Source organism: Shewanella sp. (assembly GCF_048265805.1).
Taxonomy (GTDB): domain Bacteria; phylum Pseudomonadota; class Gammaproteobacteria; order Enterobacterales; family Shewanellaceae; genus Shewanella.
Genome location: NZ_JBLXAT010000003.1, coordinates 49,452 through 64,992, shown reverse-complemented (window position 1 = coordinate 64,992; position 15,541 = coordinate 49,452). Strand labels below are relative to the sequence as shown.

Annotated in this window: 10 protein-coding genes; 5 read left to right on the top strand and 5 right to left on the bottom strand. The window is 48.8% G+C overall.

From position 1 onward, the window contains the following. Positions 1–8 precede the first annotated feature (8 nt). A complete protein-coding gene (locus ACN0TT_RS02770; protein WP_417760616.1) occupies positions 9–1,403 on the bottom strand; it encodes an undecaprenyl-phosphate glucose phosphotransferase in 1,395 nt (464 codons plus the stop codon). A 1,112-nt stretch (positions 1,404–2,515) separates the two neighbouring features. Here ACN0TT_RS02770 and ACN0TT_RS02765 point away from each other — a divergent pair. Continuing rightward, positions 2,516–4,411: a cation:proton antiporter gene (locus ACN0TT_RS02765; protein ID WP_417760615.1), complete on the top strand. Its 1,896-nt coding sequence runs from the start codon at positions 2,516–2,518 to the stop codon at positions 4,409–4,411. 60 nt (positions 4,412–4,471) lie between these two features. On the opposite strand, the gene fadE is transcribed toward ACN0TT_RS02765, so the two are convergent. After that, entirely contained in the window at positions 4,472–6,925 is a 2,454-nt protein-coding gene (gene fadE, locus ACN0TT_RS02760) for an acyl-CoA dehydrogenase FadE (RefSeq protein ID WP_417760614.1), read from the bottom strand. Positions 6,926–7,145: 220 nt separating this feature from the next. On the opposite strand from fadE, the gene ACN0TT_RS02755 reads away from it, so the two are divergent. Continuing rightward, complete coding sequence (locus ACN0TT_RS02755; RefSeq protein WP_417760613.1) at positions 7,146–7,949, top strand: class II glutamine amidotransferase; 804 nt, start codon at positions 7,146–7,148, stop codon at positions 7,947–7,949. Here the strand turns inward: ACN0TT_RS02755 and ACN0TT_RS02750 are convergent. Together ACN0TT_RS02750 and ACN0TT_RS02745 are read right to left on the bottom strand one after the other, a co-directional pair. Further along, complete coding sequence (locus ACN0TT_RS02750) at positions 7,890–8,630, bottom strand: DUF3108 domain-containing protein (RefSeq protein ID WP_417760612.1); 741 nt, start codon at positions 8,628–8,630, stop codon at positions 7,890–7,892. The two genes, ACN0TT_RS02755 and ACN0TT_RS02750, sit on opposite strands and share 60 nt — an antisense overlap. 14 nt (positions 8,631–8,644) lie before the next feature. Next, on the bottom strand, positions 8,645–9,004 hold the full coding sequence (locus ACN0TT_RS02745; RefSeq protein WP_417760611.1) for an MGMT family protein: 360 nt from the start codon (positions 9,002–9,004) through the stop codon (positions 8,645–8,647). Between the two features lie 239 nt (positions 9,005–9,243). Between ACN0TT_RS02745 and imuA the strand changes: the two genes are divergently transcribed. From imuA to ACN0TT_RS02730, 3 genes are read left to right on the top strand one after another with little or no spacing between them, the layout of a single operon-like run. After that, positions 9,244–10,032, top strand: coding sequence for a translesion DNA synthesis-associated protein ImuA (gene imuA / locus ACN0TT_RS02740; RefSeq protein WP_417760610.1), 789 nt, complete (start codon positions 9,244–9,246; stop codon positions 10,030–10,032). After that, a complete protein-coding gene (locus tag ACN0TT_RS02735) occupies positions 10,025–11,641 on the top strand; it encodes a Y-family DNA polymerase (protein WP_417760609.1) in 1,617 nt (538 codons plus the stop codon). The genes imuA and ACN0TT_RS02735 overlap by 8 nt, the downstream gene beginning before the upstream one ends. Further along, complete coding sequence (locus tag ACN0TT_RS02730) at positions 11,638–14,745, top strand: error-prone DNA polymerase (protein ID WP_417760608.1); 3,108 nt, start codon at positions 11,638–11,640, stop codon at positions 14,743–14,745. The genes ACN0TT_RS02735 and ACN0TT_RS02730 overlap by 4 nt, the downstream gene beginning before the upstream one ends. Here ACN0TT_RS02730 and trhA read toward each other — a convergent pair whose 3' ends face one another. Then, a complete protein-coding gene (gene trhA / locus ACN0TT_RS02725; protein WP_417760607.1) occupies positions 14,746–15,414 on the bottom strand; it encodes a PAQR family membrane homeostasis protein TrhA in 669 nt (222 codons plus the stop codon). Positions 15,415–15,541 lie beyond the last annotated feature (127 nt).

Sequence of the window (15,541 nt, the reverse complement as noted above, 5' to 3'; positions counted from 1 at the left end):
ATTCCCTTTTAGTAAGCATTTTTTCCGGTGAATCCGCGGAAAAATGTTAAAAATACAATCTTGGCATCCCACCACAATGACCAGTTTTTGATATATGCCAGATCAAATTCAACGCGTTTCGCCATTTTCTCTAGTGTGTCAGTTTCGCCACGCCAGCCATTGATTTGTGCCCAGCCGGTAATACCGGGTTTAACTTTATGGCGCAGCATGTAAAACGCGACCAACTTGCGGTATTGCTCATTGTGAGCAACAGCATGTGGACGTGGTCCCACAACCGACATAGAACCTTGTAATACGTTGATAAATTGGGGTAACTCATCTAAAGAGGTACGTCGTAGGAATGCACCTAATGGAGTGATGCGCATATCGCCTTTTTTCGCTTGTACCACTTGGTCGCCATTCTCTTGCACGGTCATGCTACGGAATTTATAAACTTTGATACGTTTACCATCCAAGCCATAGCGGTCTTGCTTGAACAGTACCGGCCCACGACTGGTAAGTTTTATCGCCACAGCAATCGATAACATGATCGGCGAGAGCATTAGCAGTGCTGCGGCACTGAACAAGATGTCAAAACTACGTTTTAACCAGTCGCGAGCGCCGTAAAAAGGAGATTCAAACACGCTGATGGTTTCGACATCACCGACACTTCCTAATCGCGCTAGCATAAGGTTGTATACCAGTGAATCAGGCACAATATGCACATCCACGGTGGTATCGCCAAGGCGATGGATGATTTCGGCAATGCGTTTATCGGCGGAGAAAGGAAGAGTGATATATAGCCGCTCAAAACAGCCATTACGTGCCGCATCAATACATTCTTCCACATCACCGTTGATGGTTTTGGTCATGCAGTTCATCCGGTCAGGACTACGGTCGTCATAGATCCCACAGAAATTTAGGCCGATTTCTGGATGGTGTTTCATCTCAATGATCAGGCTGTCAGCGTTGCTATTGCATCCGATAATCGCTACTCGGCGAGTACCAATGCCTTTGATGTAGAGATTTTTCTTGATGTTACGGCTGATCTCGCGCCAAACGGTCAGTTGTAACAACGCCAAAGTGAACCAGCCCCCGAGGACCAAGCGCGAGAAGATAGCGGTGACTTTGAACGCAAAGGCGAGAGCTAACATGGCGCTAAAAGCGACACAGAGACTGAAAATAACTAACCAGATGTTACTACCGAGATTATTTACATGGCGGTAGCGATAGAGTTGCACGGACTCGGCGGTATACAGATAGGCTGCCAGCACCATGAACAGTAGCAGCGTGTAGTGGGTTGTAACCACCTCGCCTTGTAACTTTAGGCTGGCATACAATGCTGCACTTATGAGTGTTACATCTAAAAATCTATTTAGAAAGCCGCAGCTGCCTTCTTCCTTGAAACTTGGGCGAGTGTTCATAGTCACATCCTGTTAACTATTTAAATAAATTTTGATGAATGGTGATATTAAGCATGTGTTAAAATATAGGTAACATCATTTTTACAATGCGTCTAGTTTTTTTACAGAAATGAATAATGAACAACTTATGCCACTTGATGCATAATCATACGACTTAAGTAGTTGTTTATCAGTTAAAATGGTTGTGTGTGCATGGAGAGAGTTTTTTTTGATATGAAATTTTATTAACCAATTAATTCCATATAAAACAACATGATATAATAATTTTATCGGTGATAAAATTATTTTCATGCCATGATAATGGCTAGTGGCTGAAAGTGACGTTTATGTTTTTATTAATTAATTAGTTACAGCGACTTGGTCATTTTTATGGGATGAATGACGTTTAAAAGCAACATATTTGTAATTAAAAGTTCTTCTTGAACTGAAAGTTACAGTTATCGCGGTATATTTATTTTGCTTATTAATCAAATAGTTGAAATTTTTTCGCGGTTATGTGGCACCACGAAGCTAGCAAATTACCCGGAATTGTTAAAGCTTGGTTAGTTTTGGTTTTTGTTTGTCATTATTTTGACTTCTGCTGTTTTTTCATTGGCTTGAAGTCTCATTGGTAAAATGTTGACGCATGCAAATTGTGTTTACTGTGCTGATAGAGAGTAGAGGGGTTGAGTCGCTAGATACTGTTTGCTGGTAGTGGGGAGTTGGTAGGGACTTGACGGTGGACCGCCTAGAACAGTGACAAGCGGCTAACGATTCAACCGCTTGATGCTATGATCTTAAGCAACAGTGTTACTGTGGGTAGGCGTGGCTAAATTGCTTATGTTAGTATTGCCGGTCACTCGTTATGAGTAGCAGTTAGTTTGTGGCCGTGAGCCAAGGTATGACGACGATCGATGTTTATTGTGCGGCTCCGGACTTTTCGTGCTTCAAATACAATGCATCAGCTAGGTGGTGTTTAACGGTAGTATTTTTTGCTTCCGCCAGCTACTTATTCTCTCGCAGGATGTTGATCCGAACGCGGGATCCAGTCGATACTTCTTCAGGTTCACTTTTCTACCGCAAGTTAATTTATTCTTGTCTGTCACCAATGTAATTGGAAACTAGGGACTGTAATGATCGAACAAATTACTGGAATGTTGGCGTTAATTGGCGTCCTTTCTCTGTTATGCCAGTGGATTGGTTGGCAACTGCGTCTGCCAGCCATTTTGCCATTACTTTGCTGTGGGCTGGTGATCGGGCCAGGTTTCGGCTGGCTGGATCCAGATGCTATCTTTGGTGATTTGCTGTTTCCGCTGATCTCTTTAGGGGTGGCGGTGATTCTGTTTGAAGGCGCACTAACGCTGAACTTTAAAGAGATCCGTGACCATGGCCGCATGGTGACTCATTTAGTCACCGTTGGGGCCATGGCTACTTGGCTAGTGATCAGCGTGGCATCGTGGTGGTTATTTGAGTTTTCAGCGTCGTTAGCTTTACTGTTTGGGGCTTTGGTCGTGGTTACTGGCCCAACGGTTATTGTGCCGATGTTACGTACCGTTCGACCCAAGTCAGAACTGGCCAGCATTCTGCGCTGGGAAGGGATTATCATTGACCCGATTGGCGCGTTAATCGCGGTGTTGGTGTACGAATACATCACGGTGAGTTCAGATCAAACCTCCCACGTACTTACTGCCTTGGGTTCTATGCTTAGCATCGGTTTAGGTATCGGTGCATTAGCGGGATATCTGCTTGGCTGGGTGTTACGCCGCAACATATTGCCGCATTACCTCACCAATACTGCGGTACTGACGATCACACTCGGTGTGTTTGTCGGCTCGAACTTGCTGCAGGAAGAATCCGGCTTGTTAACCGTAACCGTGATGGGCATTTTATTGGCTAACATGCGTGGCGTTGCCATTCAAGCCATTCTGGAATTTAAAGAAACGCTGACGGTGTTACTGATCTCGGCACTGTTTATTTTGCTGGCAGCACGATTGGATTCCGATGCCATGCTCAATCTGGGTTGGCAGGGGGGCGTGTTGCTGTTGGTGGTGTTGTTTATCGCACGCCCGCTCAGCATCTGGCTGTCTGGTATCGGTACATCGCTACAGTCTCGTGATAAGTGGTTTTTGAGCTGGATAGCGCCTCGTGGGATTGTTGCTGCGGCGGTGAGCTCATTGTTTGCGATTAAGCTTGAACAACGCGGTATGGAAGGCGCGGATATGTTGGTGCCGCTGGTGTTTTTGATCATCATCGGTACGGTGGTGATCCAATCACTCACCGCATTGAGCTGGGCGAAACGGCTCGGCGTGACCGCGAAATCTGCACAAGGTTTTCTGATCTTTGGCGGTTCTAAATTTGCTCGTGAGCTAGCCAAGATTCTGGTATCTAAAGGCATCAAAGTCATTATCGCCGATTCAAACTGGGATAACGTCCGTCTGGCGCGGATGGATAATATTCAAGTGTATTTTGGTAACCCAGTGTCGGAACATGCGGATACTTATCTTGACCTGAGTGGTATTGGTAAAGTGCTGATTCTTAGTCCATATCAGCAACTTAACCCTGTGGTGTTTTTCCACTTTCAAGATCTGTTTGGCTCTGAAAAAGTCTTTGGTGTGAGTACTACTGACTCTGCCGGTAGTGCTAGACACCAGCTGTCAGAATCCTATCTGCGTCGTATGTGCTTGTTTAATGAGTCGGTGTCTTATTCTAAGCTGGCTAGCTTGATGAGTCGTGATGCCGTGCTGAAGACCACCAACTTAACGGAAAACTTCACGTTCCAAGACTTTCTCGATCGTTATGGAGAAACCGTGGTGCCGTTAATGTATGTTAAGTCCGAAAAGGTGCACATGATCACGGCGGATATGAAGACAATACCTATGGGAGTAGAGCTAGTGAGTTTGATCCCGAAAGAAGCGTCTGAACATCAACAGAAAAAAGCGGCGGAAGAGAAAGAGCTGAAGGAGTTGAGAGAACAGAGTGAAGCGGCTATAGAGGCTGAAGTCACTGTGACGCCAACTACCAGCAACTAACCGTGCGCTACGGTATAAAAAAGGAGGCATCTGCCTCCTTTTTATGTTTAATGGTTACCGTTAGGCTGCTTTGTGTTTACGGTTGGCACTAGGTTTTACGGTATTGGCCCGCAGCTCTGCTGGGTCAAAGTCATCTACGTTAATCGACAGTAAACGTCCTTGTTCGGCCAGTTGCAGTAACTTGACTTCGTCCTCAGACAATACGCCCAGCGCTAAACCTTCTGCGGCAATCTTATCCAGTTGCATGAAGGGGAAGCGCTTACCCGCGGCTTTGCATACTTTGTCGTAGAGTGGTTCGGCACGTAGAATATTCGCCAGCGTTTGCTCTTGCATTCCCACAGGGTTGTTGGCTTTGGCTTGCAGATATTGCCCTACGCCCATACGACTGCGGCTGCTACACGGTGTTTGCATGATGCGAGCTACCTGGTGATCCAGTACGTCGGCAGGGCGCTTAACTGGACGGCCAAATGGGAAGATAACAACACGCAGCAGAGGACCGAGCTTGTTAGGGAAGTTGTCTAACAGTTCATCCAATGCCGTTTGTAAGCGGTACAAACAATCTTCTACCGCCCATTGCACCATCGGTAGATCTTCACTCAAGCGGCCATCATCTTGGTAACGTTTCAGCGTTGCAGACGCTAAGTAGAGCTGACTGAGCATGTCACCTAAGCGAGCTGATACCCGTTCTTTACGTTTTAAGCTACCGCCCAAGGTCGCCATGGCTAAATCAGATAACAAGGCAAGGTTGGCACTGAAGCGGTTCATCTGCTGATAGTAGCGCTTGGTTTTATCTTTCACAGGCGCATTGGAGAAATGGCTGCCAGTCACGCCCATCCACAAGCTTCGAACAAAGTTGGATAGGCTAAAACCTATGTGACCAAACAGGGCGCGATCAAAAGCGCGTAAACCACGCAATTCATCGGGTTCAAAGGCTGATGCCATTTCCGCCAAAATATATGGATGGCAGCGAATCGCGCCTTGGCCATAGATGATCATTGAGCGGGTCAGGATGTTGGCACCTTCTACGGTAATGGCAATCGGTGCTGCTTGATAGCCGCGGCCGAGGTAGTTATTAGGACCAAGACAGATCCCTTTACCGCCGTGAATATCCATTGCATCAATTAAACATTTCTGCATACGGTCAGTTAGATGGCATTTCACAATGGCAGAGATTACTGACGGTTTTTCGCCGCTATCGATCGCGGTGGTGGTGAGTGACGCAACTGCATCCATCAGATAAGCGTTACCGCCAATGCGCGCCATGGGTTCTTCGATACCTTCCAGTTTGCCAATCGGTAACTTAAACTGGCGGCGAATACGAGCATAGGCGCCGGTTGCCATGGCAATCGTTTTAACACCACCCGCAGAGTTGGATGGCAATGTGATACCGCGCCCCACTGACAAACATTCCACCAGCATACGCCAGCCTTGGCCAGCCATTGTGGCACCGCCAATGATGAAGCTTAGTGGCACAAACACTTCTTTACCGCGTGTGGGCCCGTTTTGGAACATACAGTTGAGCGGGAAGTGGCGACGGCCAATCTCAACGCCCTCAATGTCGGTGGGGATCAACGCACAGGTAATGCCTAACTCTTCCTCTTCACCAAGCAGATGCTCTGGATCGCGCAATTTGAACGCTAAACCAAGAACTGTCGCCACGGGCGCTAAGGTGATGTAGCGTTTGTTCCAAGTGAGTTTCATCCCCAGCACTTCTTCACCTTGCCAGGTTCCTTTACATATCACGCCAAAGTCAGGAATTGAGCCTGCATCAGAACCCGCCTCTGGGCTCGTCAGTGCAAAGCAGGGGATTTCATCGCCTTTCGCTAGGCGAGGCAGATAGTGTTGCTGTTGCTCTTCGGTCCCATAGTGTTGCAACAATTCGCCGGGGCCGAGTGAGTTGGGCACCCCTACGGTAGATGCTAACTCACTGCTAACACCTGCCAGTTTTTGCAACACGCGAGACTGAGCATAAGCAGAAAATTCTAAGCCACCATATTGCTTCTTAATGATCATCGCAAAGAAGCCGTGGCTTTTAAGGTATTGCCATACTTCCTCAGGTAAGTCAGCCAGTTCATGCGACACTTGGTGTTGCGTTACCATGGCGCAAACTTCTTCCACTGGACCGTCTAAGAACGCTTGTTCAGCCGCGCTTAAACGCGCTTTAGGGTAGTTGTGCAGCTTGCGCCAATTGGGATTACCTGCGAACAGATCCGCTTCCCACCAAGTGGTACCCGCATCGATAGCTTCTTTTTCGGTGGTCGACATCTCCGGCATAATTTTGCGGTACATTTTTAGTGCCGGTGTGGTAATAAACTGCTGGCGGATAGATGAGATATTGAGTGGCAGCGCTACTAATAAGAAGGGGAGCCACACCCAAAGGCCTATTGCGCCCAGCAGGTTGCCGATAATAATCACAGCGGCGCTGAGTAGGCTGGTAGATGTTAGCGAGACCCTTAGGTAAGCGGCCGCCCCTAGCACAGATAACAGTGCAATGAGCCATATTAGGGTAGTCACGTTACTTCTCCTCGATTAATCGGGTTATCTAATAATTAGTACGTTTGTGCAATAAATGAGGCTGGTCTGACCTCTGTTTAGATAAAAGTAATAGACAAAAAGTGTGAACTCAAGCGTTTTTCAAACAATCGTTTTAATCTTTAGTCGTAGCATCCTTTCCCATCTGTTGGCGATCTCGCTACAATGTCCGACAGTAAAGCTTTTGAGGAATATCGTTACCATGTGCGAGTTGTTGGCAATGAGTGCAAATGTGCCCACCGATATTGTATTCAGTTTCACTGGATTGGTTGAACGTGGTGGGGTGACAGGCCCCCATGTGGATGGTTGGGGCATTACCTTTTATGAGGGCAAAGGGAGTCGCACTTTTAAAGATGCGGTGCCGAGCTGTCAGTCCCATATTGCGCAGTTGATCAAATCTTACCCGATCAAAAGTGAGGTAGTGATTAGCCACATCCGCCAAGCGAATCGTGGCCAAGTGTCGTTAGAAAATACCCATCCGTTCACTCGAGAGTTGTGGGGGCGTTATTGGAGTTACGCGCATAATGGTCAGTTATCGGATTATCAACAAATGTTGGCAACGCATCGGTTTCAACCCGTGGGTGAAACCGATAGTGAGATGGCGTTTTGCTGGATTTTAGAAGCCGTCGCTAATGAATTCGGGGCGATTCCTCCGGTGGAGATGCGGCCTGTATTTGAATTTATCGCCCAGTTGGCGGAGCAGATCCGCCACAAGGGGATTTTTAACCTGATTATCTCTGATGGTGATTACTTGATGTGTTTTTGCAGTAATAACCTCAGCTACATCACCCGTAGAGCACCGTTTGGTAACGCTAAGCTGATTGATACGGATGTGGTGATCGACTTTGATAAAGAAACCACGCCAAACGACGTGGTGTCTATTATTGCGACGCGGCCGTTAACCGATAATGAGAATTGGCATGTGATGCAGCCCGGCGAATGGAAGCTATTCCGCCTTGGCGAGATCATCACTGAAGGTGGTAGTGCCGAATTGTGCGCGAGTTAGGCTCAGCTCTAGTGCGCTATCACCTTTTTTCTGGTGGATAAATTTCACGGGTAGATAACCTAGATCAGGTGCCATCCATGCGACGGTGCGACGTTTATCGGTGTTGCGCTTAACTTCTAATTTGATCGTTTGATACTTATGGCCATTAACGATCACCGTTGCTGGCCCCAAGTTGGTAAAGGTATAGTCATTGATTTTGTTATCTTTGACCATGTTATAAGCCAACGCTTGCTTGCCTAGGCTCAAATCCAATCTAAATTGCAGTTGCACCATCATGGCATCGTACAAGGGACCGCTGTAGTCCAGCGTTTTTGTCTCGGCTTTGTACACGGAAAATACTTTGTTGAGATCTTTATCAAAGCGCACTTGCTCTGAAAAATCTGATCCAGTCCCCGTGCGCTGATGGTCAAATCTTTGTGGCAGTAGCTGTTCTCCATTACGGGTAAAGTCACTGCTGATCACTCGTTCATCGGAGACAATAAGCAAACTTAGTTTACTCTGTAGCGCGTAATGGTAGTGATTGTCGACTGGCTTATCGAGGACAAAGGTGGCATCCCCCAAACCAATGCTGCCGTACTGCACGTGATATTCTGCTACTTGCGGCGCTAGCGGGTCTTCAGCGGCAAACAGGCTCAAAGGTAATAATGTTGCGATACCGGCAAATACTGCGGCTAGTTTCAATCTGTCACTCCTTTTTAGAACGGCATTCCTAGCACTAACGTGGCGACATCTGGGTGCCACTCATACTCAGACCAGCGAATTTTGCCTTGGTTCACCATGACGCCTTCGCTGCGTAGTAATTGGGCTTGCTCACGAAATGGTGCGCTATCTGCGGGAAAAGCGATTTTACCTTGTGCATTCACCACGCGGTGCCACGGTAAGCTTAGTTCAGTTGGCGCAAGTTTGAGTGCACGTGATACATAGCGGGCTCGCCCCGGTAATCCCGCCATATCAGCGACTTTGCCATAACTGGTGATCGTCCCAGATGGGATCATCGCCACAATCCACCAGATGCGCTGCATTGGCGATAGTGGCTCGGGATTCTCAGACGTCATCAGTAGCCTGCGTTAGCCTTAGGTGAGTTATAACTACGATTGTAGAGAATTGTACTCCGTGCGGTAAAGCCTTAGCCATAGATTGCCGTTGCGACGCGAAAATTAGCTATATACGTGCTTAAATTCTGGGCGATTAATGGTAAAAGTCGGTAGCCGAGGTGAACACTCTCCTGCGTAGATCTATTGCAAGGTGCCAAAATCGCACTATACTGTATAAAAATACAGTACTTGGTGTTTTTATGCATTTACCTTCACAACCCGCACTGACATCACTGCTCAATCGACAAGATTTATGGCTCGGTGAGCAAGCTGCAACTCAGCTAACAGGTCTGAGTACCGGCTTTGCCGAGCTTACCCAGCACTTGCCGTATTGGCCCGCCCACGGAGTATGCGAGTTATATAGCCAAGGCTTAGGTTGTGGTGAGTTAGGGCTGTTACATCCCTTAATGCGGGCGTTATGTACCGAGCAGCCGCTAGCGCCCATTATGTTGATAGCACCGCCAGCGTTGCCCAATGCACTGGGGCTGGCATTGCTACAGCTGCCGCCAGAACGGTTTATCTGGCTAAACATCTCATCAGCTCGTGAAGCGTTATGGGCGATGGAACAAGCGCTACACAGTGGTAGTTGCAGTTTAGTGCTTGGTTGGTTTGCCCATTTGTCATTAAAAGCGGCGCGTCGTCTGCAGTTGGCGGCAGAAGAGGGTAACAGCTTGGGGTTTTGTGTTTTGCCATTATCGCAAGCTGGTAATCAACATCCGTTACCGCTGAAATTAGCGCTGCAGGCCGATAGCTCGGCTATTCGTCTGAGTATTCTCAAACGTCGTGGTGGTTGGCCAGTCAGTGATATTGCCTTACCTAATATCGCGGTACCTATCTGGCGCAAAATGGCGCTCGCGGCGACAGCATCCCCCGCCATGTTTACTGCGCCGCGTGATCATCAGACGCGGCAACAAACGGGTGTTGATGTATCTCTCGCGCGATTGAATGCGGCAAACGACCATGCTCAGCATGAGGCGCAAGATGGCTGAATGTTGGCTTGCGGTGTATTTCCCAGGATTGCTATTACAGTTTCATGCGTGGAGTCTAGGCACTGGTCATGCTGAAAACGCTGATGTCTTTAGTGGCTTAGCACCACAGGCGCTATTCGATCAGCGTTCGCGGCAAATTGTAGCAGCATCTCCTGAGGCGCAGGCTGAAGGTGTGACCGTGGGGTTGAGTACTACCACCGCACAAGCATTGCTGCCGACGTTACAACTGACCGAATACACCCAAGTAGATCGCGCTCGGCTTACTCAATGGTTGTGCCAATGGCATTACGATTTTAGCGCCCGTATATTGCCGGCATTGGTTGATGCGCCTAGTGCCAGTAAAGCGAGTAGCTTGGCACAGCAATCTTTACAGTTGGCGATTTGGCCACAAGAGACGCTAGTGCTTGAGGTCGGCTCCATGCTGAAGTTATTTGCTGGTGTTGACAAGTTACTGGCGAGATATCAGCAGCGACTTAGCCATTATGGGTTACACGCACAATGGGCATTAGCCAAACAACCGCTACAAGCTGCAGTACTGGCGGCACAACATACCGACATTAGCGCGCCTGAAATTACGCCGCATCACGCATCGACTCCAAGACAAACGCGGTTTAGCCCAGCAATGGCGACGGCGAGCTACACAGTTACTGCGAACATGAGTGCTGAGCTGATAGCGAGTGAATTACCCGATCATTTAGCGATCAGCCAATTGCCATTAGCACCACAAACACGGCACCGATTACAACAGATGGGCATTCATTGTTGGCAACAGTTACGCCAACTCCCGCGTGCTGAGCTTGGCAAACGGTTTGGGCAAGCGTTGTTAACCTTACTACTGCAATTAGAAGGGCGACTGAGCTGTCAGCGGCAGGCATATCAATTACCCGCAACGTTTGCACTAGCGGTGTTATTGCCACACGATGTGGAGTTTATTGAAGGGCTGACGTTTCCGCTCGCGCCAATGTTAACGCAACTGGCGGATTATCTACGCGGACGACAGTTAGCCGTGCGTCAGCTGCAACTGATGCTGGTTTATCGCGAACGAGAGCAACTGCCACTCACTCTTACCATCGATTATCCATTGGGAGAGTATCGTGCCGATGGGCTATTGCAGTTGTGTCGCTTACAGTTAGCGCGCTTAACCTTGGTATCGCCTGTGACCGAGATTAAATTGCTGGCAGAGCACTTCATTGAGCCAGAAATTCCGAGCACGGCCTTAGCCAATGATAGTCAAACCCAGCAGCCATTTACGCAACTACTGGCAAAGCTACAAGCGAGGTTGGGCGTGGAACAAGTACGCGGCTTAATTGCCAGCCCGCATCCATTACCGGAGCAGGCAAGTGCTAGCCAAGCCATCAGCCAATGGCCCCCGAAACCGCAGCCTCCACAGGTAGCATTAGCATTACGACCGTTATGGCTATTGGATGAGCCAGAAGCCATCGCCGCGGCTGATGTGACTTTGCTGCGAGGGCCTGAACGCATCAGTTATTGCTGGTCAACCGCTCGCTATCCACAACGGGATTATTATGTGGCATTGCATCAATCTGGACGATATTGCTGGGTGTTCCGCAGTCAACAACAACTGTTATTGCATGGGTGGATGTCGTGAATTACGCCGAGTTACACACCATCTCGAACTATAGCTTTTTGCGTGGAGCCTCTCATCCACAGGAGCTGGTGGCTCGAGCGGCCGAGTTGGGCTACCACGCGATTGCATTGACGGATGAATGCTCACTGGCCGGTGTAGTTAAAGCACACGATGCAGCATTGCAACATGGCATCAAACTGCTGGTAGGGGCTGAATTTCATTTAGCTGAAGGTTTGCTGGTGGTGCTGGCGCAAAATCGGCAAGGTTATGCTGGCCTCAGTCAATTGATCACTTTGGGGCGACGCCGCGCAGAGAAAGGTAGTTATCAGTTGGCATTGGCCGATTTTGCCTCTTTACAGCATTGCTTCTGTCTCTGGCGACCGCCGCTATATGCGGAGCTGGTCGCTGAACACCCTGACAAGGATATTGCGTTTGCAGAGCAGCAGTTGGCTACCTTAGCTGAACGCCTGAATGAAACGCTGACGCAACTGCCTTGCTATCTGTTAGCTGAGCGGCAGTTAAATGCGGGGGAAGCATGGCAGCTTGAAACATTGCAGCGGCTGTCAGAGCGTTGGCAATTCCCCTGTGTTGCCGCGGGCAATGTCCATATGCACCATGTTAGCGAGCAGCGCATGTTAGATGTGTTGACCTGTATTCGTCATGGTAAAGCGATAGATGACGCGATGGGCCTGCTGCCTCAAAATGCTGAAACAGCCATGAAACCAATTGATGCCATCGCCAAACGCTTTCCTATCGAATGGCTTGAAAATAGCGTGCGCATTGCCGATAGCTGCCAATTTCAGCTAACAGAATTACGTTATGAATACCCGGCGGAGCTGGTTCCTCAGGGATTGACTGCGACACAGTATCTAGCGCAAGAGGTCAACAAAGGTGCCATCAAACGCTTTGATGGTAATATTCCTCTGTCAGTAAGAAGACAATACTCACGCGAACTCGAGATCATCGCTGAACTGGGTTATGAGTATTTCTTTTTGACCATTTATGACTTGGTTTCCTTTGCTAAAAGTAGCCATATTCTGCATCAGGGGCGCGGTTCGGCAGCTAACTCTATTGTGTGTTACTGCCTCGGTATTACCGAGGTGGACCCAACTAAAGTCAATATGTTGTTTGAACGATTTATTTCAAAGGAACGGCATGAACCACCAGATATCGACGTAGATTTTGAGCACGAGCGCCGTGAAGAAGTCATTCAATATATCTACCAAAAATATGGGCGTGACCGCGCCGCGTTAGCCGCCAGCGTGATCACTTACCGGTTTCGCAGCGCCATGCGTGATGTGGGTAAATCGCTAGGCTTGGATGAACAACGAGTAGAACAGCTGTTGGCGAGTGTCGATCGGCGCGACAACGAGGCTTGGACGCAGCAACTGCAGACGCAAAACCTCATTGCTAGTGCTGGTCATGCACAGTGGTTACTGCCATTAGTTGAACGTTTGATGGGATTCCCTCGGCATCTGTCACAGCATGTTGGCGGTTTTATTATTTCTGCAGGACCACTGGCGGAGTTAGTGCCGATAGAAAATGCTGCCATGGCAGATCGCACGGTGATCCAGTGGGACAAAGATGATTTAGAGAGTTTAGGGCTGCTCAAAGTCGATGTGCTGGCTTTGGGGATGCTCACCGCCATTCGCAAGTGCTTTAGCTTGCTCACTCGCCACTATTATCCCTTTTCGATGGCACAGGTCGCGTGGGAAGATCCTCAGGTGTATCGCATGCTGCAACAAGCGGACAGTATGGGCGTGTTTCAGGTGGAATCGCGGGCGCAAATGTCGATGTTGCCGCGCTTGAAGCCAAACTGTTACTACGACTTAGTGGTGCAGATCGCCATTGTGCGACCGGGGCCGATTCAAGGTGATATGGTGCATCCTTATTTACGGCGGCGCGATGGAATAGAGCAGGTTGATTATCCTTCAGACGCCGTACGTTCCGTGTTAGAGCGCACCCTCGGAGTGCCCATTTTCCAAGAGCAGGTGATCCAATTGGCGATGGTTGCTGCGGGGTTTTCTGGCGGCGAGGCGGATCAGCTACGCCGAGCCATGGCGAGTTGGAAACGTACTGGCGAACTCAGTAAGTTTGAGAAAAAACTGACTGAGGGCATGGCAGCTAATGGTTATAGTGCGCAGTTTTCGCAGCAGATATTTCAGCAAATTCGAGGCTTTGGTGAATACGGCTTTCCCGAGTCTCACTCGGCAAGCTTCGCTTTGCTGGCGTATGTTTCCGCCTATCTCAAATACTATTATCCAGCCGCTTTTTGCTGCGCATTGCTTAACAGTCAGCCGATGGGGTTTTATAGTCCGTCGCAGTTGCTACAAGATCTCCAACACCACCAAGGCCGCGTGTTGCCAGTGTGCATCAATCGCAGTGAATGGGATTGTACTTTAGAGCCTCTCGCCAATGGCGATTATGGTTTACGGCTTGGCTTACGTTTAGTCAAAGGGTTGAGTGAGCATAGTGCTAAGCGGTTGTTGGCTGGACGCCAGCAGGATTTTGCTAGCATGGCTGAGCTTACCCTGTTCGCCATTGCCCGTGATGAATTAGAAGCACTTGCCAGTGCCAACGCGTTTGCCGCATTGAGTGGCGATCGCCATCAGGCGCGCTGGCAATTGGCCGCGAGTCAGCAGCTTACATTGCCGTTACTTGCTCAAGCTGATCAGCAAGAGCAATGTGTCGCACTGCCCGCGGTGGATGAAGTCAGCGCCATGCTGGCAGATTATCAGCAACTTGGGTTGACCTTAGGCAAGCATCCCATGACGATGCTGCGGGCGAGCGGTCAGCTTCGTGGTTGCCACACCGCAGAGCAGCTTTGGCAGTGTCGGCATGGACAAGTGGTGCGGGTTGCGGGATTGGTGGTTGGGCGACAGCGGCCTAGCACGGCCAGTGGTGTGACATTTATTACCTTGGAAGATGAAACCGGTCACACCAATCTGGTGGTATGGGCGGCAACAGCTAGCGCGCAGCGTCAGCCGTTCCTATCCGCCCGGATCTTACAGGTCACTGGTGTGGTGGAGTTCGCAGATGGCGTGTTGCATGTGATAGCTGGGCAGCTCACCGACATTTCCAAGCTAATGGCTAAACTGGCGGTGAGCTCGCGTGATTTTCACTAATTACCGATTTGGGATCACGGTGAGATAGATACACAGGAAGTGACAGACCGCACCACCCAGCACAAACAGGTGCCAGATGGCATGATTATATGGAATGCGCTTAATTGCATAAAACGGTACGCCTAAGCTATAGCTCAAGCCGCCAGCCACTAATAACCAGAATCCAGTAGTTGAGAGATTCGCCAGCAAATCAGGTAGCACGGCCATACATAACCAGCCCATGGTCAGGTAAAGCCCCAAGCTGAAGAATTTAAATCTGTGCACGAAGAAGCTTTTAAACAATACGCCGCTACCTGCAAGCGCCCAAATCGCGATGAGTACCCATTCGGCATCGCTATTAGCAAGGGCGATCAACATCAACGGCGTATAAGTACCAGCAATCAGCAGGTAGATAGCACAGTGATCTAAGATTTTTAGGCGCCGCTTCCAATGTAATGCGGGCACACTGTGATAGAGGGTTGAGCACAGAAACAGCAAGACGAAACTGCTACCGTAAAGGATGACACCTGTAAGTTGAATGTTGGTAAGTGATGAATCACCTTTCAGTACCATTAATACCAAACCGACAATACCCAACAGCACACCAATGCCATGCGTAATACTGTTAATTAGCTCTTCTGGTGCCGAATAATCGGCTGAATATACTGTGGGAGATGCGTAATTAGACATAAGTTTGTTCAAAGCACTAAGTTTACTTGAGTCTACCAAGTCAGTCGCATAAAGACTATCAAAATTAGAATACACGTGTACGCCGAATTAAAAATGGCTGTATTTGCCGTCCATGTTCAGCATTAAT

What these genes read in the sequence shown, in the direction of transcription:
- ACN0TT_RS02765 (WP_417760615.1), top strand. Translation starts at nt 2,516, where the DNA reads ATGATCGAACAAATTACTGGAATGTTGGCGTTAATTGGCGTCCTTTCT.
- trhA (WP_417760607.1), bottom strand. Translation starts at nt 15,414, where the DNA reads ATGTCTAATTACGCATCTCCCACAGTATATTCAGCCGATTATTCGGCA.
- ACN0TT_RS02735 (WP_417760609.1), top strand. Translation starts at nt 10,025, where the DNA reads ATGGCTGAATGTTGGCTTGCGGTGTATTTCCCAGGATTGCTATTACAG.
- imuA (WP_417760610.1), top strand. Translation starts at nt 9,244, where the DNA reads ATGCATTTACCTTCACAACCCGCACTGACATCACTGCTCAATCGACAA.
- ACN0TT_RS02755 (WP_417760613.1), top strand. Translation starts at nt 7,146, where the DNA reads ATGTGCGAGTTGTTGGCAATGAGTGCAAATGTGCCCACCGATATTGTA.
- ACN0TT_RS02745 (WP_417760611.1), bottom strand. Translation starts at nt 9,004, where the DNA reads ATGACGTCTGAGAATCCCGAGCCACTATCGCCAATGCAGCGCATCTGG.
- ACN0TT_RS02770 (WP_417760616.1), bottom strand. Translation starts at nt 1,403, where the DNA reads ATGAACACTCGCCCAAGTTTCAAGGAAGAAGGCAGCTGCGGCTTTCTA.